The organism is Phascolarctobacterium sp. Marseille-Q4147 (assembly GCF_017968825.1).
Lineage (GTDB): Bacteria > Bacillota > Negativicutes > Acidaminococcales > Acidaminococcaceae > Phascolarctobacterium_A.
The window spans coordinates 713,157-729,183 of record NZ_CP072874.1 but is presented as its reverse complement, the minus strand read 5'-3'; the positions used below and the strand labels follow the sequence as shown (position 1 = coordinate 729,183).

Here is a 16,027-nt window from a genome sequence, read left to right as displayed (position 1 = left end):
ATTATTACAACTTCATATAAGCGCTCATTACGCACGCTCCGCGTGCTCCATTCGCAAGAAGCTCGGCGTGCTGCTCAGCAGCGAAGCCTATGCCGCCAATGGCGTAAACCGGCAGGCTTATAGCGTTACAGACAGCCTGCAGAAAGCCAAGACCGCGCGGTGCAAGGCCTGCCTTGCACTGCGTAGTGTAGATGTGTCCGGCGATGAGCATGGTAGCACCAAGCACTTGTGCTTCGATTGCCTCTTCAACGCTGTGAACTGAGGTAGAAAGCCAGGTGAAATGCGCACGCTCGCACGTTGGCAGTTGGCGTAAAAGCGCCAGCGGTAGATGCAGTCTTTTTACACCAAGCTCGCGTGCCAGCTGCCAATCGCTGTGCAAAATAAGCGGTATACCTGCAGCTTCGCAGCTTTGCTGTGCTTGCAGCGCGAGCGTGCGATAGGCTGCTTTGTCTAAAGCCTTCGCACGCAGGATAACAGCCTGCGGCCGCAGCTTCGTAAGCTTTGCCAGATCCTCTATTTGCTCAGCTAGCGGACGGGGACAGATGGCGCTGTCCGTAACGGCAATCAGCGGCAGCTCAGACATAAACGTACTCCGACATTACAGGCTGCAGACCGATTTTCAGCAGAGCGTCATAGATTTCCTGCAGACTTCTGCTGTCATCAATCTCAAACTGTTCATCGCCAAGCTCCTGCTTTTTGCTGTGCGCACCGATGCCTGTATTGACGCCGGCGGAAATCTTGTTGGCGGCAATGAGCATCAGGTTATCACGCACGCGCGCGCATTCGCGGCTGGAAACGGTAATCGAGGCGAAGGGCATGAACAGGCGGTAGGCGCAGACAACCTGCAGCAGCTGGCGCTCATGCACATCCATCGGTTTAATTTTGTCATTGTTGATGATGGGACGCAGGCGGGGGCAGGAGAAGGCGATTTCCGCATGCGGATATTTCTTTTGCAGCAGGTAGGCATGCAGGCCGGTAGCAAGGGCGTCGCGACGGAAGTCGTCTAGGCCGAGCAGAGCGGCGAAGCCAACGCCGCGCATTTTGCCGCGCAGGGCGCGCTCCTGTGCGTAAAAACGGTAGGGGAAAACGCGCTTATGACCTGCCAGATGCAGTTGTGCGTATTTATCCTTATTATATGTTTCCTGGAAAACAGTTACGTAATCTACGCCGCATTCATGCAGATAAGCGTATTCATCGCTGTTGAGCGGATAGATTTCTACGCCTACAACCTTAAAGTATTGGCGTGCCTGCTTGCAGGCCTCGCCGATGTAATGCACGTCACTCATTTTGCGGCTTTCACCGGTGAGAATGAGAATTTCCTGCTGGCCGGTAGCGGCGATAGCCTGCATTTCGGCAGCAATCTGCTCGCTGCTCAGGCAGGCGCGCTGAATTTTATTATGGCTGTTGAAGCCGCAGTAAATGCAGTAATTTTCGCAGTAGTTGGCGATATACAGCGGCGTAAAAAAGGTGACGTTGTTGCCGAAGTAACGCTGGCGCTCGACCTGTGCGGCACGTGCAATCTCCTCCAAAAGCGGCAGAGCGGCAGGCGAAAGCAGGGCCGCGAAGTCCTCGGGTGTACGCTCGCTGTGAGCGAGGGCTGCAAGCACGTCTGCTTCCGTATATTTATTATAATCGTAAGCGGCGCGGGCAGTCTGCACTTTATCGAAAATATCGGAGTCGATAATTTCCATGCCCTCCTGATACTGCATCGGATCGGTCAGCTGTTTTTCGCTGAAGGCTGCTGCCTGCTCATCATAAATACTGTTGTTAAAAAATTTATCTTCGTTCTTCATGCTGTCACCTCAATCATGCAGAAAGCCTGTCAGCGGGGAGCTGGCACAGGCTGCATCACGGACACTGCCGCAGCCTGCAAGATATGCCTTGCGGCCGGCGTTGATAGCATCGCGGAAGGCACTGGCCATAAGCGGCAGATTGCCGGCGCTGGCAATAGCGGTATTTGCCATGATTGCCGTTGCACCCATTTCCATAGCCTCGCAGGCCTGAGAAGGCTTGCCGATGCCTGCGTCGACGATAATCGGCAGGTCGATTTCGTTGATTAAAATTTGGATGAAGTCCTTGGTGCAAAGGCCCTTGTTGCTGCCAATCGGTGCACCCAGCGGCATGATGCAGGCAGCACCGGCATCACGCATATCACGTGCACTCTGCAGGTCGGGGTACATATAGGGCATAACGATGAAGCCTTCTTTGGCAAGAATTTCTGTTGCCTTGAGGGTTTCATGGTTGTCGGGCAGCAGGTATTTGCTGTCTTTGATTACTTCGATTTTTACAAAGTCGGTGTGGCAAAGCTCGCGTGCGAGGCGGGCGATGCGCACTGCTTCTTCGGCGTTGCGTGCACCACTGGTGTTGGGCAGCAAGGTGACGCTTTCCGGCACGTAATCAAGAATGTTGGCAAGAGCGCCGCTGTTGGCGCGGCGCAGAGCGAGCGTAAGGATTTCCGCACCGGCCTGCTCTACGGCTGCTTTGATTAAGTCCAGCGAATATTTGCCGCTGCCTAAAATAAAACGGGAATGAAATTCGTGTCCGCCTAAAGTCCATGTATCGTTTGTCATTTTAATTCTCCTCCAAGTCTAAAATAATGCGTGCGGCAAGCAGTGCCTGCTGCATGGCGCAGAGTGCAACGCGTGCGCCGCAGAGCGGTAAATCGTGAAAATCGCTGCTGTCGTCGCCGCAAAGATAAAAATTTTTGGTGATTTTTTTACTGGTGATTTCTTCTGCTTTGCCGAAGCCTGCAATGCCGCTGCTGGCGATAACCTTTTTATCGCTCCAGGTACTCAATACAGTGCTCACGAGCATAGCCTTGCCGGCAGCATCATCAAGCGCTTCGCAGATAATATCGCAGTCACCTAAAAGTGCGGGGATATTTTCCTGAGTCACCTTGACTACCTGCGAATGCAAAGCTGCGTAGGGGGTGATTCGGCGCAAATGCTTCACAAGGGCGTCTGCTTTGTATTGCCCTATATCGTCAAGAAAATAATATTGGCGGTTGAGATTGGAAAGCTCTACCTTGTCGAAATCATAAAGATAAAGCTGACCGATGCCAAGACGGGTTAAGGCGACTGCTATATTGCTGCCGAGTCCGCCGAGGCCTACGACAGCAACGCGCGCGTTATGCAGAGCGTCGAGCTGCGCCTGTGTCAGTCCTTTGCCAAGTGCGGCATTGATTTCCTCCTTGATAATCATTCAGCCACCTCCTACAAAGCTGACGATTTCCAATTTATCGGCGTCGGTAATTGTTGTACTGCCAAAGTCTGCCTGCTTGATGATATTGCCGTTAAGTTCTACGGCAACAAACGCAGTGCGATAGCCGAGCTGCGTAAGCAGCTCGCTGAGAGCGATGGGGCAGCCTAAGGCCTTTTCTTCTCCGTTGATAAGCATGATTTTCTCCTTTCGGGTAATAAAAAAAGCTCATGAAAAAGCTACACCCGTGGTGGTGTACCCCTTCATGAGCTAAATTTCAGACTCACTCTAAGCTTTGTTTATGAAGTTGTTAGCATAAGTATAATGTTTTTGTCAGTAAGTGTCAAGGAGATAAGCTGTATATGCTGTCAGAGAAATATTTGCCTGCAGCACGAAATAGGCATATAATGGAAGCAGTAAAAAAAGAGGGGGATTCGCTTATGAAAATAACGAACAGCAAAACAAATATCTGCGCCAACCGCTTCGGTGGCAATGGTGACGTAATTATTGAACATTATCTTGACGAAAGCATGCTTAATGACAGCGTAGTAATGTACGCTAAGGTAATTCTTAAACCGGGCTGCAGCCTTGGCTATCACATCCATGACGGCAACAGCGAAACTATCGTGGTGTTGCAGGGAACTGCCGAGTACAACGATAACGGCAAGGCAATGACGCTGCATGCAGGCGACAAGGTGCATTGTCCCAGCGGCGAAGGTCATGCTATCGGTAATCCGGCAGATGCTGCCGAGGATTTGCTGCTGCAGGCTTTGGTCATCAAAAAATAATATTTTCTGTTCTAAACTAAAAGGACTGACGCTGTTGCTGTGCGTCAGTCCTGAATTTTTTATTTGCCTTTGAAAAGACTGCCTAAAATACCGCGTACCAGCTTGCTGCCGATTTGGCTGCCGACTGTGCGGGTAGCGGAATTGACGGCGCTGTCAAATACCTTGTCCAACACGCTCTTGGTTTGGCGGCCGCTGCTTCTTTGTGCAGCACGTTCTGCTGCAATGCGCTCACGTTCCGCAGCTTTGGCGGCACGCTCCGCTTCCTTGGCCTGCTTGGCTTCTTCTTTTTCTCTCAGCGCTGCTTCCTTCGCTTCAGCTTCAGCCTTCGCTGCCGCTTCGGCTTCCGCATGTGCCTCCTCTGCCTTTTGTGTCAGCAGTTCGTAGGCGGATTCACGGTCAACAGCTTCTGCATATTTGCTGTAGAGTGGGCAGTCTTTGATCAGCTGCTGGCGTTTGGCGTTATCACACACGCCAAGATAGCTGCGCGGCGGCATTACATAGGCACGCTGTACGATAGAAGGAATACCTTCGGGGTCCAGCATAGAAACAAGCACCTCGCCTGTGCCAAGCTCGCCTAAGGCAGCTTCGGCATCTAATGCCGGGTTTTCGCGGAAGGATTGCGCGGTAGCTTTAAGGCTCTTGCGTTCTTTAGGAGTGTAGGCGCGCAGTGCATGCTGCAGCTTGTTGCCCAACTGTGCCAGTACGCTTTCGGGTACGTCTGTAGGCTGTTGGGTGATAAAGTAAATACCGATGCCCTTGGAACGGATGAGGCGGACAATCTGTTCAATCTTATCCAAAAGGGATTGCGGTGCATCCTTAAAAATCAGATGTGCTTCGTCAAAGAAAAAGACCATCTTGGGTTTATCCAAATCGCCTGCTTCCGGCATCATTTCGTAGAGCTCGGAAAGCATCCACAGCAGGAAGGTGGAGTAGAGCAGCGGGCGTTGGAACAGTTCGGTAGCGTGCAGCAGATTGATAACACCGCGGCCGTCTTCTGCCGTAGCAAACCAGTCCTTGATATCGAGTGCCGGTTCACCGAAGAAGATATCCGCGCCCTGGTCATCCAGGCGCAGCAAAGCTCTTTGGATAGCACCGATGCTGGCGGGAGTGATGTTGCCGTAGCTTGTTTTGAACTGGGCAGCATTATCACCGACGTATTGTACCATGCTGCGCAAATCCTTGAAATCCAACAGCAGCAGGCCTTGGTCATCTGCTACGCGGAAAACAATATTCATTACACCGCTTTGGGTATCATTCAGCTCCAACAGACGGCTGAGCAGATCAGGTCCCATTTCCGAAACAGTGGCGCGTACGGGAATGCCGCCCTTGCCGTAAACGTCCCAGAAGCGTACAGGATAACCGGCAAATTTCCAGTCTGTTTCCAAACCCAGCTTATTTCTTAAGCGCTTGCGGAAGCCTTCACTGTCCTCACCGGGCAGGCACATACCGGAAACGTCGCCCTTGATATCAGCCAGAAAAACAGGTACGCCCATTTCGCTGAAGCTTTCTGCCAGCACCTTGAGCGTAACGGTTTTGCCTGTACCGGTAGCACCGGCAATCAGGCCGTGACGATTTGCCATTTTGGGATACATATAGATACCGCCTTTGTCGTTTTGACAAAGCCAGATTTTGTGCAGTTTAGGGATATACATCTTGCAATCCTCCTTGCGGTATTATGATTTAGTATGAACGCTTGCCCCACAGAGGATGAGCGCAGGGGCGCAGCGCAAGACGATGAACCTGCTGTGCCGCTTCTTCAAGAGGCAGGTCTTCGCGGCTGCCGCCGCGTTCCAGCACGCAAAGAGGCGCTTCGCTGCCAACCTCTCCGCCGGGCAGGTAAATATATTCTTCGTTATCATTGTCGCCGAAAATAATTCCGGCGAGCAGTTTTTCTTGCGTAACTTTAGACATTTTCTAACCTCAGAACATTCTCTTCTTCCACAGCAGGAAGGCAGTGCCGATGGCAATACATGCCGCCAGACTGATGACGATAAGGAACCCGAAGGGGTTTTCTGCAAAGGGAACAGGTACGTTCATGCCCCACAAACCGCTGATGAGTGTAGGAATCGCCAAAATAATGGTGACGGATGCCAAAAATTTCATGACCAGGTTCAGGTTGTTGCTGATGATGCTGGCAAAAACTTCCATCATGCTGTTAAGAATGTGGCTGTACATTTCAACCATTTCTACAGCCTGCTTATATTCGATGATAACATCGTCCAGCAAATCCTCATCTTCTTCGTATACCTTTATAAGATGCTGGGACTGTGTCGCATTGCGCAGACGCAGCAGTCTTTCCAGTACAATGGAATTACTGCGCAGAGAGGTGGAAAAGTAGGTTAAGGACTTCTGCAGATCAAGCAGGTTGAAGAGCTCGCTATTTTCCATGGACTGGCGCAGGTGAATTTCCAGTTCATCTGTACGGCGGATGATGATACGGATATATTTCAGATAGAGAGTAGCGGATTTATAAAGAATCTGGAACAAAAAGCGTGTTTTTTTGAAGGTGCTGAACATTTTGCTGTTGTGTGTACCAAAATCTGCAGTTACGGCGTTAGGTTCCAAACAGATAGTAGCAATGCCTTCTTCGGTTACTACGATACCTAAAGGCAGCGTGTCATAATCTTTATTGCTGCGTAAAAAAGGAATATCGACCAAGATCAGAATCTGGTCATCTTCCACTTCGATACGGGATTTTTCTTCTTCGTCCAGTGCGGCACTCAAAAAATCCATCTGGATTTTTGTCGCTGCTGCTATTTCCTGCAGCTCTTCTACAGAAGGAGCCACTATGTCAAGCCAGTAGCCCTTTTCCAGATGTTCCAGCTCCAGCTCGTCCAGTCCTTGGTCGGTACTTTTTAAAATTTTGTACATAGTAGGGTTCCTCCTTTCCTCTTTCCTGGCAGGCGTGATATAAAGCACCGTCTGCATCACAACGGCTTTAAAAATTACAGATTCTCTTCGATGGCTTTGGCCAATTGGTCGGCGCAGCTGGTGCCGCGGCCACGGCAGTCATTGCCCTTGAGCAGATCAGCAACTGCTTTGGCATCCTGGCCTTCTACCAGCTTGCCGATAGCAGCCAGATTTCCGGGGCAACCGCCGTCAAAGCTTACATTGTGTAGCTTGCCGTCAATTATATCAAAATGAATCTCGCGGGAGCAGACTCCGCTGGTTTTATAAGTAAACATATTTCTTTCCTCCATTGTATTACAACATACATTAGACAATTCGACAAAAATAAATAAAATCCTTTTTCTTACGCTTGCGCAAGAAAGATTTTACGTAAATTTTATTTCAAAAATTTTCCCGCTACAGAAAAGTTTTGGCGGGAGCTTTAATTTACTAAAAAAAGTTGGTATAATATAAGACAAATTATTGTACGTTGTAGGATGGTAGCATGGTTTATATTCTTACAGCACAAGTATTATGCTTTTGTAGCATGGAAGAAAGGTAGTGTAGTTTTTATGTCTATTCAGTTGGTAATTGTCGTAGTGTACATCGCGTTGCTTTTTGGCATCAGCTTGTGGGTTAAGCACAAGGCTGATTCGGGTTCGACAGCATTTTTGCTGGCCGGCCGTAAGCTGAACACAATTCTGGTAGCTGTCAATGTTACCGGTCTGGCAGTCGGTGCTGCTTCTACAGTCGGCGTAGCACAGCGTGCCTTCAGTGTTGGTTTGGCAGCAGGCTGGTATAACGGCGCGTGGTCTATCGGTGCTATTGTTATGGGCCTTTTGGCAGCAGGCAAGCTGCGTTCTATGAAGGTTTCCACTATCCCGGAATTCTTTGAGTTCTATTATGATACTAAAGGCCGTGCCATCGCTGCCATCGGTCTGGTTATCATTATGTGCGTTATTACTGCTTTGCAGTACATGGCAGGCGGTGCGATTTTGTCCTCGCTGCTGCCGGAGATTTTCTCCTTCCATGGCGGTATGATTATGAGTGCCGTGGTATTTATCGGTATTACGCTGATTGGCGGTCTTTGGTCCAGCGGTCTGGCAAATATCGTCAGCGTTACCTTGATTTATATCGGTATTATCTACTCTGCAATTCAATCTGTATCCAACGTAGGCGGTTGGGATGCAGTACTTAGTAAGCTGCCTAATCCCGAGGTTATGGGCAGTCCGGTAGCAGGCCTGGCTTTTGCTACTATTCTCGGCTGGATTATTGTTATGATTACCCAGACTATTACTGCGCAGGGCCCTGTACAGATTGCCTGCGGTGCGAAAAATGCCAAGGCTGCCCGCAACGGTTATGTTCTGGCCGGCCTGATGATTTTCCCTGTAGGCTTCATCTGCGCTGTATTGGGTGTTGTCTGCAAGGCAATGTATCCGGAAATGCCGGTAGCACAGGCTGCACTTGCTATGCCTAAGGTTGTTATGACTCTGGATCCTCTTGCCGGCGGTGTAACTCTGGCTGCTTTGTGGGCTGCGGATGTATCTACTGCCTGCACTATTCTGCTGGGTGCGGCTACGCTCTTCAGTAATGATATTTACAAACGTTTTATTAATCCTACTGTTGCGGAAAATAAATTTGTCATTATCAATCGTCTGTCTGTTTTTGCTGTAGGCCTGATTACTCTGTGGTTTGCCTTCAATGCAGCAGGCATTGTTAAGACGATGATTGCCGGTTTGTCTATGACCTGCGGCCTGACCTGCGTATTCTTCTTTACGATGTTTGCTCCCGGTCTGTGCCGTCGCAGCTCTGCCTTCTGGACTACTCTGGTGAGCCTTCTCGGTATCGCTCTCTGGTTTGTTCCCGGCAGCCCGCTGGCAGGCATCAAACCGCTTTTTGCCAACGAAGTAATTTACTTTGAATGGCCTATCTGCATTATTACCTTCCTGCTGGTAGCAATGCTGGATAAAAATAAAATCAAAGAGGTTGTAGAGGTTCCCGAAGAGGACGAATAATCTCTGCGCCTGCTGATATAAAAATTGTTTGGTGAGGGGTGTGACTAACATGCATGAATGTGGTAAAAGCTGCATCAACAGCATTGAAATCGGCCGTGCTGCCTTGCGTATAGCACTTACCTCCAGTCGTGTGGAGGAAACGAAGGTAAAGGAGCGCTTGGCGGAGCATGGAATCCGTTCAACAGCTGTTGATTTTGGCGGTGAATTTATTCCTTCTATTGTAAAAATTGTTGAGCGTGCCGTAGTGGCTGCGCAGCGTCAGGGACTTGTAACCGAATCTCATGTGGGTGCGGGTGCTGTGGCTGGGGCGGCGCACGAAGCTTTGGAGCAGGTAAAGGTTAAGGCCTTTGGCTTTAATGTCGGCGGCAAAATAGGTATTGCCCGCGCCGGAGAGCATCTTTGTGTTGCTATTTATATGGGTGTTGGCGTGCTGAACCTCAATGAGCTGTGTGTCGGATTGGCACATCGTTCGCTGGCCAGTGATGAATAGAGGTGCTTTATGAGTATTTTGGATATTATCGGACCGGTGATGATTGGTCCTTCCAGTTCGCATACTGCCGGTGCTGTTCGTCTGGGACTTTTGGCTGCCAGTATTCTTGGCGCTAAGCCGGTAAAGGCAGAAATTTATCTGCATGGCTCCTTTGCCGAAACCTATAAGGGACACGGCACAGATATGGCGCTGCTTGCCGGTTTGATGGGCTGGCTGCCGGATGATGAACGCATTCCGCAGGCTGGCAGCTTTGCGGAGAAAAACGGCCTGGAATATTCCTATCATAAAATTGATTTGGGCAATAAGGCTCATCCCAACACTGTGCTTTTTAAGCTGACTGCAGAAAATGGTGCCCGTTGTGATATCGTCGGTTCTTCTGTTGGCGGCGGTCAGGTACAGGTTACGGAAATTGACGGGTTCCCTGTAGAGCTCACTGGACGCCTGCCTGCTATTTTGACAGTGCATATTGATACAAGAGGTGTTATTGCGCTGGTTACCAGTACCTTGGCTAATGCCGGTGTAAATATCGCTACGATGCGCCTGTTCCGCAGCGATAAGGGCGGTATGGCATCTATGGTTATTGAATGTGATGAGGCAGTGCCGCAGGAGATTATCAATCTTATCAGCGCGCTGCAGCAGATAGAATCGGTGCGTTTTATCGCCAGTGTTTTGTAAGGGGTGCAGCATGAAAAAAGAAATGCTGTCTTTGAACAGCTGGATTAAAGAGGCTGTTGCTTGGCAGCAGCCGTTAGACGAATTTCTCATAGATTACAATATGCGCGAGCTGGAATGCAGTCAGGAAGATTTGCTGGCGAAAATGCAGGAAATGTTGGATGTCATGGAGAAATCAGTAGAGCATGGTTTAACCGGTGTCCGTTCGCATAGTGGTCTGACCGGCGGCGATGCCAAAAAGCTGGCTGCAGCTGCAGGTGCTGAAGGCTTTATCAATCTTTTGGGCGAGAAGGCCTTAGATGCCGTTATCTATGCTACAGCAGTTGGTGAATGCAACGCGGCTATGGGACGTATAGTTGCTGCTCCTACAGCAGGTGCCAGCGGCGTACTTCCGGGAGTATTCTTCGCACTGAAAAAGCACTGCGGACTGGATGCTGCAACCTTGCAGCGCGGTATGGTGGTTGCCGGAAGTATCGGTATGGTAATCAACGAGCGCGCTTCTCTGGCAGGCGCTATGGGTGGCTGTCAGGCAGAATGCGGCAGTGCTGCGGCGATGGCAGCAGGTGCTGCGGTTTCTATGCTTGGCGGCACACCGCAGCAGGTAGGTACGGCAGTAGCGGTTGTTTTTAAAAACGTGTTGGGCCTTGTCTGCGATCCAGTAGCAGGCCTTGTAGAGGTACCATGCATTAAACGTAATGGAGCCTGTGCTTTGCAGGCACTGTTGGCAGCTGAACTGGCGTTGGCCGGAATCAGCAGCTTTATTAATGCTGATGAAGCAATTGATGCCATGAAGAGCGTGGGGGATGCACTTCCCTGTGCTTTGAAGGAAACCGCAGGCGGCGGTATGGCCGCAACGCCTTCGGCTATAGAGTGGGCGAAAAAATACTTTGCCCGTAAATAAAAAAGAAGCAAAGGAGACTTTAATCATGGAAGTTATTGCAACAACAAATGCACCCAAAGCTTTAGGTCCTTATTCTCAAGCTGTATTAGCAGGTTCTATTCTGTTTGTATCCGGTCAGATTGCTATCAATCCGGAAACAGGTGAAATGGTTCAAAGCTCTATCGAAGCTGAAACTCAGCAGGTTTTAGACAATATTGAGGCTATCCTGACGGAAGCACGCTTCAGATTCATGGATGTTGTAAAAACTACTATTTTTGTAGATGACATCAAGAATTTTGATGCTATTAATGCTGTTTATGCAAAAACCTTTAAGATTGAGCCGCCGGCACGCTCCTTTGTACAGGTAGCAGCTCTGCCTAAAGGCGCTCATGTAGAAATTGAAGTTATTGCCCGCCGCTGATTAACTGCTGCAAAGCAATTTTTGACTATGTCCGGTGATTGCCGTAAAAATTTTTATAAAAATTAAATTTTCCTATTGACGCAGTGCCGGGAATATAGTATAATACTATTCGTCGCCAAGCTATTCAGCTTGGAAACAAGATGGTGGCTGTGGTGAAGTGGTTAACACGGCGGATTGTGGCTCCGTTACGCGTGGGTTCGACTCCCACCAGTCACCCCACCTTTTCAGATTTGGATAAATCTGAATAACCACTAATAAGCTTGGGGCGTAGCCAAGTCGGTAAGGCACGGGACTTTGACTCCCGCATGCGTTGGTTCGAGTCCAGCCGCCCCAGCCAATGATCCACTAGCTCAGTTGGTAGAGCACCTGACTTTTAATCAGGGTGTCCCGAGTTCGAGTCTCGGGTGGATCACCACGAATTTAAGGCCGTTCTTCGAAAGAAGGACGGCTTTTTGTTTACATGGACAGTTGCCATAGATGTTCTTGTTATGATATAATATTTCATATGCGAGTGTGGCGGAACTGGCAGACGCACTAGACTTAGGATCTAGCGCCTTTCGGCGTGCAGGTTCGATTCCTGTCACTCGCACCAACCTTATAAATCAGGCTCACGTGGAATGGTCACGTGAGCTTTTTGATTATAGTTTGCCTTTAGGTTTATTCTAATGATTCTTGAACAATGCTATCTTGGAAATAAATAATGAATTGACCGAGTAGAAATGATAGTGATAAACTAATATTGTGATTAAATTTTTATATTGAGGATTGGTTAAGCATGTCGATAGTTTTCATTATTTTTTTAGCGTGTATAATTCTTTATTGTATACATAGTGCCAGAGAAGTAGACAAGTACAATAAATCTCAGTATCGAAAAATAACAAAAAATTCATTTTGGGATGTAGAATTTGATAAAGGTAAGAATGGCGAATATAAGATTTATAAATCATTATTTCATTATGAGATGGATGGAGCGAGTTTTTTGTTTAATTGCTATCTGCCGATGGAAAACAAAGAAACGACTGAGATTGATGCAATAATGATACATCATAGTGGAATATATGTATTTGAAAGCAAAAATTATGGTGGTTGGATTTTCGGGAATGAACGGAATGCATGGTGGACACAATCTTTATTAGGCGAAGGTTATTCTGCACAAAAAGAGCGTTTTTATAATCCTGTTTGGCAGAATAGAACACACATAAAATACTTGCGAAAAAAATTAGGATTGTTTGATGGAAAAATTTATTCAGTAATAGTGTTTTCGGATAGATGCGAATTTAAAGATGTAACTATTTTTAGTGATGATGTTATATTGACTCAACAATTTCAATTAGCTGCTAGTATACAGAAATATACGAACAAAACTATATTTAATCAAGAAAAAATTAATAAGTACTACGATTTGCTATATCCATATACACAGTTGACAGAAGAGCAAAAGCAGGAACATATAAAAAATCTGCAAGAGAGAATGAATTTGCGAAGGCTTCAGCAGAATAAAGTGTGTCCTAGGTGTGGTAGCAAGTTAGTATTGCGTGTGGCGAAAAAGGGGGCGCTGGCCGGACACGAATTTTATGGTTGTTCAAATTACCCAAAATGCAGATATACCGAGAATAAAAAATGAAAACAGGTATTGCTATGTATGAAGATAAAGGTTAATGAAATATATTTAGAAAACTACTTATAGAATATCATGATTAACGTGTTGCACAGTAACAGTATGGAATTGATAAATATACAGTTATCTCTAGTTTCTGTAAGTTCAGCCAGATTTTTTACATATGCTTCCAGTGCTGTGAGCTCTGAGAGTAGCTATGAAAAATTTTGTCAAAATTCGCCAACGATGAGATAAACTAAAATGGCTAAGATTTTGCTCAGTTGCTCTTAAAACTCTTGCTGAATTTTTAATTTTTTATGCTTTGGAGAAGAACATGGGAAATTTATCACAAACTTCTGCTCCGGTGTACGAGGCACTGTAGCGTTTTCGTAAAAAACGAGTTGTACCTTATAAATCAGGCTCACGTGGAATGGTCACGTGAGCTTTTTGATTATATGCTTCAACTGTTAAACAAAAGAATGCTGTTGGAGGTTTTACTGCTCACGTAGCAATAGCTGCGTGAGCTTTTTTGTACACTGAAATCTGTAATAGTGTTTACACTAATAAGCTGCAATCGAAAAATAATTTACAAATATTACACTTTCTGTTGACAAAAAAACTGCTTGCTGAAATAATAAAAAAACACTGATTAGATGATGCCGGCAAGCCTGACAGATTTGTAAGAGCATCAGAACTGTAGACATGTTATTGCAGGAGGGAAAGATATGGAGCAGATTTTATCGATTGTTGTACGTAATCAGCCTGGCGTACTGATGCGTGTAGCAGGCATGTTTTCACGTCGTGGCTTCAATATTGACAGCTTGGCTGTAGGCACGACGCAAAATCCGGAGTTCTCACGTATGACAGTGACGATGGAGGCTGACGAGCCGACCATTATCCAGGTTACCAAACAGCTGGCGAAGCTGGTTGAGGTAGAACGTGTCAAGGTACTGCCTCCTAAATCCAGTGCTACCCGCAGCATGATTCTGGTTAAGGTAAAGGCCGGAAATAAGCGTCCGGAGCTGTTGCAGCTGGCGGAAGTGTTCCGTGCGCATGCTGTGGATGTAACCGGTGAGTCACTGATATTTGTTGCTACAGGTGATGAAGGAAAGCTGCGGGCTTTTGTTGATGTCATGCGCCCGTACGGCGTAACCGAAATGGTACAGACCGGCCTTGTTGCTTTAGAGCGCGGTGATACGTCGCTGGCTGTGGAGAAATCACGTTTTGAATGGCCGCCGCTGGATGATGGTCATGCGGCAATATAAGAGATAGATTTGCGGAAGGAAGTGAGCGTATGCAGTTAAGCGGCGCAGAGATTATGTGCAGAATACTGGCAGAAGAAGGGGTAACAACGGTTTTCGGATATCCCGGGGGTGCGATTCTCCCTTTTTATGATGCATTACGGCAAAGTCCGATACAACATATATTAACGGCGCATGAGCAGGGTGCTGCGCATGCGGCAGACGGCTTTGCGCGTGCTTCAGGTAAGGTGGGCGTGTGTATAGCTACATCAGGTCCCGGTGCAACCAACCTGGTCACAGGCCTGGCAACGGCATTTTTGGATTCCGTACCGGTGGTGGCCGTTACAGGTCAGGTAAACAGGGCGCTTATCGGCCATGACGCGTTCCAGGAGGTAGATATCACCGGTATTACAATGCCTATTACCAAGCATAATTTTTTAGTTAAAAAGCCGGAAAACCTGGCGCAGACATTGCGACTTGCCTTCCAGCTGGCGCGTGAAGGACGCCCGGGACCGGTGTTGGTAGACGTGCCGCGCGATGTGCAGACGGCGCTGATAGATTTTGAGGAAGCCAGTCTGGCGGAGCTGCAGCCGTTGGAGCCTGATGCTGAGCGTGTGGCAGCGGCCGCAGCGGCTATCAACAAGGCACAGCGCCCGGTAATGCTGGTCGGCGGTGGCGTTATCAATGCCAATGCAGAATATGATGCCATGCATTTGTGTGAAAAGCTGCATATTCCGGTTGTCAGCACGTTGATGGGGCTTGGTGCGATTAGTGCCTACCGACAGCTGTTTTTGGGAATGACAGGCCTGCATGGACATGAACGTGCCAATAATGCCGTTAAGGAAGCTGACCTGATTTTGGCTGTCGGCAGCCGCTTTAATGACCGCGTTACGGGCGAGCGCAGCAGCTATAGTGCCAACAAGCTTATTATCCATTTGGATATTGACCCTGCTGAGGTAGATAAAAATATTGATTCGGGCATAGGCATCACTGGAGATATGGTGGCAACGCTGAATGCGTTGAAAAAGGCAGCGCAGCCGCACGATTTGAGCTCGTGGTGGGACAAAATAAACTCCTGGCCGGGGATGGACGATGATTTTGGAAACGAGGAGGCGCCCAAGTTTTTTAAAGCATTGAATCCGGTGCTCAAGGACAAGGATTATATTATTACTACGGACGTAGGCCAGCATCAGATGTGGGCAGCGCAGCATTTGAAGATACAGTTTGCCCGCCAGTGGCTGACAAGCGGCGGATTGGGAACGATGGGATTCGGTCTGCCTGCTGCGTTGGGCGCACAGCTGGCGCGTCCGCAGAGCCGTGTCATCAGTATAAGCGGTGACGGCGGCTTTAAGATGACAGGCAGCGAGCTTTTTACTATTGCAAGCAATAATGTGCCTGTTATCGCTATAGTGTTCAATAACAGCGGACTGGGAATGATACGCCAGCTGCAGACGGTGCAGTTTGCCAAACGCTTTACGGCCTGCGAGCTGCCGGGCTATGTTGATTTTGTAAAATATGCTGCTGCCTTCGGAATTGAAGGTGAGCATGCGGATACGCCGGAGGCTTTGGCTCAGGCAGTGACCAAGGCGTGGGAAAACAGGAAGCCTTACCTTATAGAGGTTTGCGTTAATCCTAAAAATATGGTACTCCCGATGGTGGCTCCGGGACTGGGAATTAATGATTTTGTAAAATTTGCCAACGATGAGATAAACTGAATTGGCTAAGATTTTGCTTAGTTGCACTTAAAACTCTTGCTGAAACAGGTTAAAAATGTTACGATAAAGGGACAGAAGAAAATATCATCTGTCCTTTTATTTTTTTATGCTTTGGAGAAGA

Annotated in this window: 18 protein-coding genes and 4 tRNA genes; 13 read left to right on the top strand and 9 right to left on the bottom strand. The window is 48.1% G+C overall.

What is annotated here, in order from left to right; all coding sequences use genetic code 11:
• Nucleotides 1–4: 4 nt before the first annotated feature.
• Genes KAH19_RS03390 through thiS form a run of 5 tightly spaced genes read right to left on the bottom strand, consistent with a single transcriptional unit; the run spans nucleotide 5 to nucleotide 3,396 of the window.
• On the bottom strand, nucleotides 5–583 hold the full coding sequence (locus tag KAH19_RS03390) for a thiamine phosphate synthase (RefSeq protein WP_210685099.1): 579 nt from the start codon (nucleotides 581–583) through the stop codon (nucleotides 5–7).
• Nucleotides 576–1,793 carry a 2-iminoacetate synthase ThiH gene (thiH, locus tag KAH19_RS03385; RefSeq protein ID WP_210685098.1) on the bottom strand — a complete coding sequence of 406 codons (1,218 nt, stop codon included), beginning with the start codon at nucleotides 1,791–1,793 and terminating at the stop codon, nucleotides 576–578. The genes KAH19_RS03390 and thiH overlap by 8 nt, the downstream gene beginning before the upstream one ends.
• 9 nt (nucleotides 1,794–1,802) lie before the next feature.
• Entirely contained in the window at nucleotides 1,803–2,570 is a 768-nt protein-coding gene (locus tag KAH19_RS03380) for a thiazole synthase (protein WP_210685097.1), read from the bottom strand.
• A gap of 1 nt (nucleotide 2,571) precedes the next feature.
• Nucleotides 2,572–3,201: a sulfur carrier protein ThiS adenylyltransferase ThiF gene (gene thiF / locus KAH19_RS03375; protein ID WP_210685096.1), complete on the bottom strand. Its 630-nt coding sequence runs from the start codon at nucleotides 3,199–3,201 to the stop codon at nucleotides 2,572–2,574.
• The gene (thiS, locus tag KAH19_RS03370) at nucleotides 3,202–3,396 is read right to left on the bottom strand and encodes a sulfur carrier protein ThiS (RefSeq protein ID WP_210685095.1); all 195 of its coding nucleotides are present in this window, start codon (nucleotides 3,394–3,396) and stop codon (nucleotides 3,202–3,204) included.
• A 242-nt stretch (nucleotides 3,397–3,638) separates the two neighbouring features.
• Between thiS and KAH19_RS03365 the strand changes: the two genes are divergently transcribed.
• Complete coding sequence (locus tag KAH19_RS03365) at nucleotides 3,639–3,986, top strand: cupin domain-containing protein (protein ID WP_210685094.1); 348 nt, start codon at nucleotides 3,639–3,641, stop codon at nucleotides 3,984–3,986.
• A gap of 59 nt (nucleotides 3,987–4,045) precedes the next feature.
• Here KAH19_RS03365 and KAH19_RS03360 read toward each other — a convergent pair whose 3' ends face one another.
• The 4 genes from KAH19_RS03360 to KAH19_RS03345 all read right to left on the bottom strand — a co-directional run bounded on the left by KAH19_RS03360 (nucleotide 4,046) and on the right by KAH19_RS03345 (nucleotide 7,171).
• Nucleotides 4,046–5,638 (bottom strand): helicase HerA-like domain-containing protein, encoded by a 1,593-nt coding sequence (locus KAH19_RS03360; protein ID WP_210685093.1) that lies wholly within the window; start codon nucleotides 5,636–5,638, stop codon nucleotides 4,046–4,048.
• 28 nt (nucleotides 5,639–5,666) lie between these two features.
• Nucleotides 5,667–5,897 (bottom strand): hypothetical protein, encoded by a 231-nt coding sequence (locus KAH19_RS03355; protein ID WP_210685092.1) that lies wholly within the window; start codon nucleotides 5,895–5,897, stop codon nucleotides 5,667–5,669.
• A 9-nt stretch (nucleotides 5,898–5,906) separates the two neighbouring features.
• Nucleotides 5,907–6,857 carry a magnesium transporter CorA family protein gene (locus tag KAH19_RS03350; RefSeq protein ID WP_021720430.1) on the bottom strand — a complete coding sequence of 317 codons (951 nt, stop codon included), beginning with the start codon at nucleotides 6,855–6,857 and terminating at the stop codon, nucleotides 5,907–5,909.
• 74 nt (nucleotides 6,858–6,931) lie between these two features.
• Nucleotides 6,932–7,171, bottom strand: a complete 240-nt coding sequence (locus KAH19_RS03345) for a TIGR03905 family TSCPD domain-containing protein (RefSeq protein WP_210685090.1) — start codon at nucleotides 7,169–7,171, stop codon at nucleotides 6,932–6,934.
• A gap of 276 nt (nucleotides 7,172–7,447) precedes the next feature.
• On the opposite strand from KAH19_RS03345, the gene KAH19_RS03340 reads away from it, so the two are divergent.
• From KAH19_RS03340 to ilvB, 12 genes are all read left to right on the top strand, one after another.
• On the top strand, nucleotides 7,448–8,890 hold the full coding sequence (locus KAH19_RS03340) for a sodium:solute symporter family protein (RefSeq protein WP_246869419.1): 1,443 nt from the start codon (nucleotides 7,448–7,450) through the stop codon (nucleotides 8,888–8,890).
• 49 nt (nucleotides 8,891–8,939) lie between these two features.
• Complete coding sequence (locus tag KAH19_RS03335; RefSeq protein ID WP_009144430.1) at nucleotides 8,940–9,380, top strand: HutP family protein; 441 nt, start codon at nucleotides 8,940–8,942, stop codon at nucleotides 9,378–9,380.
• A gap of 9 nt (nucleotides 9,381–9,389) precedes the next feature.
• A complete protein-coding gene (sdaAB, locus tag KAH19_RS03330; protein WP_210685088.1) occupies nucleotides 9,390–10,055 on the top strand; it encodes an L-serine ammonia-lyase, iron-sulfur-dependent subunit beta in 666 nt (221 codons plus the stop codon).
• Between the two features lie 10 nt (nucleotides 10,056–10,065).
• A complete protein-coding gene (gene sdaAA / locus KAH19_RS03325; protein WP_210685087.1) occupies nucleotides 10,066–10,953 on the top strand; it encodes an L-serine ammonia-lyase, iron-sulfur-dependent, subunit alpha in 888 nt (295 codons plus the stop codon).
• A 25-nt stretch (nucleotides 10,954–10,978) separates the two neighbouring features.
• Nucleotides 10,979–11,353 (top strand): RidA family protein, encoded by a 375-nt coding sequence (locus KAH19_RS03320; protein ID WP_021720424.1) that lies wholly within the window; start codon nucleotides 10,979–10,981, stop codon nucleotides 11,351–11,353.
• A gap of 143 nt (nucleotides 11,354–11,496) precedes the next feature.
• Nucleotides 11,497–11,572, top strand: a tRNA-His gene (locus tag KAH19_RS03315).
• Nucleotides 11,573–11,614: 42 nt separating this feature from the next.
• A tRNA-Gln gene (locus KAH19_RS03310) sits at nucleotides 11,615–11,690 on the top strand.
• Nucleotides 11,691–11,692: 2 nt separating this feature from the next.
• Nucleotides 11,693–11,768, top strand: a tRNA-Lys gene (locus tag KAH19_RS03305).
• Between the two features lie 92 nt (nucleotides 11,769–11,860).
• Nucleotides 11,861–11,945: transfer RNA gene (locus tag KAH19_RS03300), tRNA-Leu, on the top strand.
• Between the two features lie 183 nt (nucleotides 11,946–12,128).
• Complete coding sequence (locus tag KAH19_RS03295; protein WP_210685086.1) at nucleotides 12,129–12,977, top strand: NERD domain-containing protein; 849 nt, start codon at nucleotides 12,129–12,131, stop codon at nucleotides 12,975–12,977.
• 698 nt (nucleotides 12,978–13,675) lie between these two features.
• Nucleotides 13,676–14,215 carry an acetolactate synthase small subunit gene (gene ilvN / locus KAH19_RS03290; protein WP_021720421.1) on the top strand — a complete coding sequence of 180 codons (540 nt, stop codon included), beginning with the start codon at nucleotides 13,676–13,678 and terminating at the stop codon, nucleotides 14,213–14,215.
• A 29-nt stretch (nucleotides 14,216–14,244) separates the two neighbouring features.
• Nucleotides 14,245–15,906, top strand: coding sequence for a biosynthetic-type acetolactate synthase large subunit (ilvB, locus tag KAH19_RS03285; protein ID WP_210685085.1), 1,662 nt, complete (start codon nucleotides 14,245–14,247; stop codon nucleotides 15,904–15,906).
• The last annotated feature ends 121 nt before the right edge of the window (nucleotides 15,907–16,027 follow it).

Coding starts and splice junctions, on each gene's coding strand:
- KAH19_RS03390 (WP_210685099.1), bottom strand. CDS start 583: ATGTCTGAGCTGCCGCTGATTGCCGTTACGGACAGCGCCATCTGTCCC.
- KAH19_RS03320 (WP_021720424.1), top strand. CDS start 10,979: ATGGAAGTTATTGCAACAACAAATGCACCCAAAGCTTTAGGTCCTTAT.
- KAH19_RS03350 (WP_021720430.1), bottom strand. CDS start 6,857: ATGTACAAAATTTTAAAAAGTACCGACCAAGGACTGGACGAGCTGGAG.
- ilvB (WP_210685085.1), top strand. CDS start 14,245: ATGCAGTTAAGCGGCGCAGAGATTATGTGCAGAATACTGGCAGAAGAA.
- KAH19_RS03365 (WP_210685094.1), top strand. CDS start 3,639: ATGAAAATAACGAACAGCAAAACAAATATCTGCGCCAACCGCTTCGGT.
- KAH19_RS03340 (WP_246869419.1), top strand. CDS start 7,448: ATGTCTATTCAGTTGGTAATTGTCGTAGTGTACATCGCGTTGCTTTTT.
- KAH19_RS03345 (WP_210685090.1), bottom strand. CDS start 7,171: ATGTTTACTTATAAAACCAGCGGAGTCTGCTCCCGCGAGATTCATTTT.
- thiF (WP_210685096.1), bottom strand. CDS start 3,201: ATGATTATCAAGGAGGAAATCAATGCCGCACTTGGCAAAGGACTGACA.
- KAH19_RS03335 (WP_009144430.1), top strand. CDS start 8,940: ATGCATGAATGTGGTAAAAGCTGCATCAACAGCATTGAAATCGGCCGT.
- KAH19_RS03355 (WP_210685092.1), bottom strand. CDS start 5,897: ATGTCTAAAGTTACGCAAGAAAAACTGCTCGCCGGAATTATTTTCGGC.
- KAH19_RS03380 (WP_210685097.1), bottom strand. CDS start 2,570: ATGACAAACGATACATGGACTTTAGGCGGACACGAATTTCATTCCCGT.
- ilvN (WP_021720421.1), top strand. CDS start 13,676: ATGGAGCAGATTTTATCGATTGTTGTACGTAATCAGCCTGGCGTACTG.
- KAH19_RS03360 (WP_210685093.1), bottom strand. CDS start 5,638: ATGTATATCCCTAAACTGCACAAAATCTGGCTTTGTCAAAACGACAAA.
- sdaAA (WP_210685087.1), top strand. CDS start 10,066: ATGAAAAAAGAAATGCTGTCTTTGAACAGCTGGATTAAAGAGGCTGTT.
- KAH19_RS03295 (WP_210685086.1), top strand. CDS start 12,129: ATGTCGATAGTTTTCATTATTTTTTTAGCGTGTATAATTCTTTATTGT.
- sdaAB (WP_210685088.1), top strand. CDS start 9,390: ATGAGTATTTTGGATATTATCGGACCGGTGATGATTGGTCCTTCCAGT.
- thiH (WP_210685098.1), bottom strand. CDS start 1,793: ATGAAGAACGAAGATAAATTTTTTAACAACAGTATTTATGATGAGCAG.
- thiS (WP_210685095.1), bottom strand. CDS start 3,396: ATGCTTATCAACGGAGAAGAAAAGGCCTTAGGCTGCCCCATCGCTCTC.